The following is a 3775-nucleotide window of genomic DNA, read 5'->3' on the forward strand; positions in this document are numbered from 1 at the left end:
CACCTGAGCCTGCCCGAGGGCCACCGCCCCTGACCCGCGCGGCGCCCGTGAAGCCGGCGCCTCGTCGGCACTGGTGCGGAGGATTTTGGACTCCGTCGCGGGTGGGTCAAGACCTCGTAATGTAATGTGATTGGTGCATGCAGGTGCCTGCGTCACCGGTGCTGTCCACATCAGTCGTGCCCTTCGATCGGCATGTCGCGAAACAGTGGTCAACCGCCGGCTTGATGTCTGCTGGACCGGAGCCGCCTCGGCGTCAACGCGCGGCTGGTCGGCTGGATCGGCGGTCTCGAGGACAGGGAACAATGCCGCTGGCAGGCCGTTCTGTTCCTTGCCGGAGGATGCCATGAACGACGCGTCGGCACAGCCCGCTGGCCCCGTCCTTTCATCGGCGGAGCGTGTCAACACGCTGTCGCATTTTCACCGCGCCGAGATCGCTCGCATGGCGGGATGGCGCGACCGGCTGGACAGGACAACCAACTGGGCAATCACGGTGGTGGCGGCGCTGCTTTCGGTATCGCTGTCGACGGCCAGTGCGCATCACGGCGTGCTGCTTTTCGCCATGCTGCTGATCTTGCTGCTGCTATGGATCGAGGCGCGCCGCTATCGGTTCTTCGATTTCTATCGGGCGCGCGTACGCCAGTTCGAGCGCCACTATTTCGCGCAGATCTTTTCCCCACAGCCCGACTTTGCCTCGGACTGGCTGCTCATCGTCGGGGAAGGCCTACGCGCGCCGAAGTTCCTGCTGTCGCAGCGCGTCGCGCTAGCCCGTCGGCTGCGGCGAAATTACATCTACCTGTTCCTGATCCTCTTGCTGGCCTGGGTGCTCAAGATATCCACGCCCAGCCTTCAAACCGTGGGCGTCAGGACCGGCTTTGCCGGTTCGCTTCGCGAAGCCGTAGACAGCGCCGCCCTTGGCCCCGTTCCCGGTGTGGCGATCGTGGTTGTCGTGGCCGCATTCTATGTCGGGTTGCTTGCCATCGTCTTTTTCACGGCCGATAACGACGGCGAACTGTCCTTTGGCGACGTGCATGTTTGACGTTGATGCCCGGCAACACGCCGCTGCAACCAAACGGCGGCCCGCGCGCTGAAATGGTCGGTCCGCCGAGACGTTTGAGGGAACGGAACTTCGCGCCTAGATGCCGAAGAACTGCTTGCCAACCATGTAACCCAGTGCCGCCACGACCAGCGGAAACAGCGCCGGCGCGGCTTTGCCCAGAAGGGAGACCTGCGGGTCCTTCGCCGGCGTATGACGTGCATTGCCGAGATTCTTGGTCATTGCTTGCCTCAGGTTCGAAAGACTCATTAGCAAATGCTGATTAACAGCATGGCCGCATTAACGGCTTGATAGGAAATCAACTCTGATCAGATGCAAATTCTAATGATCGGCACATGGACGGCAAAGACGCGCTGCCCTATTTGGCGGCGTTCGAAGCATTGACGGGGACGCGCGGCCGTTCGCGGCAATCGACAAAAACACGCCCGAACAACAAGATGGCTCAGGAACGCGATTTAGCAGGTGAGCGCCAGCTCCGAAGCCGGTGCAGTTCATCCGCCGCCTCGCCCGAGCTTCGTGTTGATAGCTCGGGGTCGAACGCATGTCCGCGGCGTAGGCAGGCCGCCTCCCGTCAAAAAATTCGCAAACCAATGTCGGACTGGCTAGGCTTCGTCCGTCCTTGGGGTATCGAACAGGCATTCATGAAAGGATCCAGCAATGCCCGGCACCGTACGTTTGCACCGCGTTCTGACGACCAGCCCGGAAAAGGTCTATCGCGCCTTCGTTGAAGCGGACGCGCTGGCCAAGTGGCTTCCGCCAAACGGCTTCACCTGCACGGTCCATAATTTCGAGGCAAAGGTCGGAGGCACGTTCAAGATGTCGTTCCGCAATTTCACCACCGGCGACAGCCACGCCTTCGGCGGCGAATACCTTGAACTCGTTCCGGGCGAGCGCCTGCTCTACACCGACAGGTTCGACGATCCCAACCTGCCCGGCGAGATACGGGTGACCGTGGTCTTGAAAAAAGTGTCGGTCGGCACTGAAATCGACATCACCCAGGCCGGCATTCCGGACGTCATTCCGGTCGAGGCCTGCTATCTCGGCTGGCAGGAATCGCTCAGAAACCTGGCAAAGCTCGTCGAGCCCGAGATCAATCAATAGGCTGCGGATGGCCGGGAGAACGGCCGTTTCTGGCCTGCCGAAGCCTGAAACTTGGACTGTGGCGGGAACTGCCCTTTGTCGCTAGCAATTCATCATTGCGGCACCCCTGTGCCTGGACGTGTCGATGAAGAATGCAGCGGAGGTTGAAAAAGCATGACTCTGACCAACCGAGACATCGTCGAGTTGACGGCGTGGCGGCGCCAGCTGCACCAGTATCCGGAAATCTCGAATGAAGAGGAGAAGACGGCAAAGGAGGTCGTCGCCTTCCTCGCCGATACGGGGCCGGACAAGGTGCTGACACAGCTCGGCGGGCACGGCGTCGCGGTCACATATGACAGCGGCAAAGCAGGGCCGACGGTGCTGTTCCGTTCGGAACTCGATGCCTTGCCTATCGAAGAACTTTCAGGCGTGCCGCATGCGTCGCGCGTGCCGGGCAAGTCGCATATGTGCGGCCATGACGGACACACCGCCATCCTGGCATCCCTCGGCCGGCAGTTGGGGCGCGAGCGGCCTGCAAGCGGCCGCGTCGTGCTGATGTTCCAGCCGGCGGAGGAAACCGGCAATGGCGCAGCCGGCGTCGTTGCCGATCCCCGCTTCGGCGAGATCGCGCCGGATTTCGCTTTCTCGCTGCACAACCTGCCTGGCGTGCCGTTCGGCGAGGTGCGGCTCAAGCCCGGCGTGGTCAACTGTGCGTCACGCGGCATGCGCATCGTGCTGGAGGGCAAGACCGCCCATTCGTCCATGCCGGAGACCGGCACCTCGCCGATGCTGGCGATCAGTGAGCTGATGCCGGCGCTGCCGGCGCTCGGGCGCGGAACCTTCGCCGACGACGACTTCTCCATGCTGACCGTCACCCATGCCGCGATGGGCGAGGCCGTGTTCGGCATCGCGCCTGCTCATGCGCAGGTGTGGGCAACGCTGCGCACCCGGCGTGACGAGCGCATGGCGAACCTTTGCGCTGCTGCCGAAGCACTGGTCGCCAGGATCGCCGGCGAGCATCGCCTTACCGCCCGCTGGGACTATCACGAGATCTTCGTCGCCAGCGTCAACGCGCCGGACGCGGTGGAGCATCTGCGGCGCGCGCTCGATGAAGAGGGCGTATCGCACGGCGAAGAGGCCCTGCCGATGCGCGCCTCGGAAGATTTCGGCCTGTTCGGCCATAGTGCCAAGTCGGCGATGTTCTTCCTCGGTGCGGGCGAGCGGCACCCCGCCTTGCACAATCCCGACTATGACTTTCCCGACGACCTGATCCCGATCGGGTCGAGGATCTTCATGCGCACGGCACGCAATCTCCTGGGCTGACCTCCGCCAACTCCAACGCCGAAAGGAACATGCAATGCCAAAGATACCGAAGAACACGATTTGCCTTTGGTTCGACAAGGACGCCGAGGCTGCGGCGCGCTTCTACGCAGAGACCTTTCCCGACACCAGCGTGGGCGCCGTTCACCGTGCGCCGAGCGATTTTCCGTCCGGCAAGAAAGGCGACGTGTTGACGGTCGAATTTACCGTCGCCGGCATTCCCTGCATCGGATTGAACGGCGGCTCCACATTCAAGCAGAACGAGGCCTTCTCGTTCCAGATCGCCACCGACGATCAGCAGGAAACCGACCGCTACTGGAA

At 62.5% G+C, this 3775-nt stretch carries 6 protein-coding genes; 4 read left to right on the forward strand and 2 right to left on the reverse strand.

Annotation, left to right across the window (positions count from 1 at the left end):
* On the reverse strand, positions 1 to 345 hold a 345-nt coding region (locus EN991_RS40385; protein WP_206519256.1), incomplete at its 3' end, for a hypothetical protein.
* Here EN991_RS40385 and EN991_RS27080 point away from each other — a divergent pair.
* Positions 344 to 1036, forward strand: a complete 693-nt coding sequence (locus tag EN991_RS27080; RefSeq protein WP_013530519.1) for a DUF2270 domain-containing protein — start codon at positions 344 to 346, stop codon at positions 1034 to 1036. The two genes, EN991_RS40385 and EN991_RS27080, sit on opposite strands and share 2 nt — an antisense overlap.
* A gap of 96 nt (positions 1037 to 1132) precedes the next feature.
* Here EN991_RS27080 and EN991_RS27085 read toward each other — a convergent pair whose 3' ends face one another.
* Positions 1133 to 1276: a hypothetical protein gene (locus EN991_RS27085; RefSeq protein WP_013530518.1), complete on the reverse strand. Its 144-nt coding sequence runs from the start codon at positions 1274 to 1276 to the stop codon at positions 1133 to 1135.
* Between the two features lie 435 nt (positions 1277 to 1711).
* Between EN991_RS27085 and EN991_RS27090 the strand changes: the two genes are divergently transcribed.
* The 3 genes from EN991_RS27090 to EN991_RS27100 form a co-directional block, all read left to right on the forward strand.
* A complete protein-coding gene (locus EN991_RS27090; protein WP_013530517.1) occupies positions 1712 to 2155 on the forward strand; it encodes an SRPBCC family protein in 444 nt (147 codons plus the stop codon).
* 153 nt (positions 2156 to 2308) lie between these two features.
* The gene (locus tag EN991_RS27095) at positions 2309 to 3457 is read left to right on the forward strand and encodes an amidohydrolase (protein WP_013530516.1); all 1149 of its coding nucleotides are present in this window, start codon (positions 2309 to 2311) and stop codon (positions 3455 to 3457) included.
* A gap of 34 nt (positions 3458 to 3491) precedes the next feature.
* Positions 3492 to 3775: VOC family protein (locus EN991_RS27100; RefSeq protein ID WP_206519257.1), on the forward strand; the 284-nt coding region annotated here is incomplete at its 3' end.

This window comes from Mesorhizobium sp. M7A.F.Ca.US.005.03.2.1 (genome assembly GCF_003997795.1).
GTDB lineage: Bacteria > Pseudomonadota > Alphaproteobacteria > Rhizobiales > Rhizobiaceae > Mesorhizobium > Mesorhizobium ciceri.

Coding starts and splice junctions, on each gene's coding strand:
- EN991_RS27090 (WP_013530517.1), top strand. CDS start 1,712: ATGCCCGGCACCGTACGTTTGCACCGCGTTCTGACGACCAGCCCGGAA.
- EN991_RS27095 (WP_013530516.1), top strand. CDS start 2,309: ATGACTCTGACCAACCGAGACATCGTCGAGTTGACGGCGTGGCGGCGC.
- EN991_RS27080 (WP_013530519.1), top strand. CDS start 344: ATGAACGACGCGTCGGCACAGCCCGCTGGCCCCGTCCTTTCATCGGCG.
- EN991_RS27085 (WP_013530518.1), bottom strand. CDS start 1,276: ATGACCAAGAATCTCGGCAATGCACGTCATACGCCGGCGAAGGACCCG.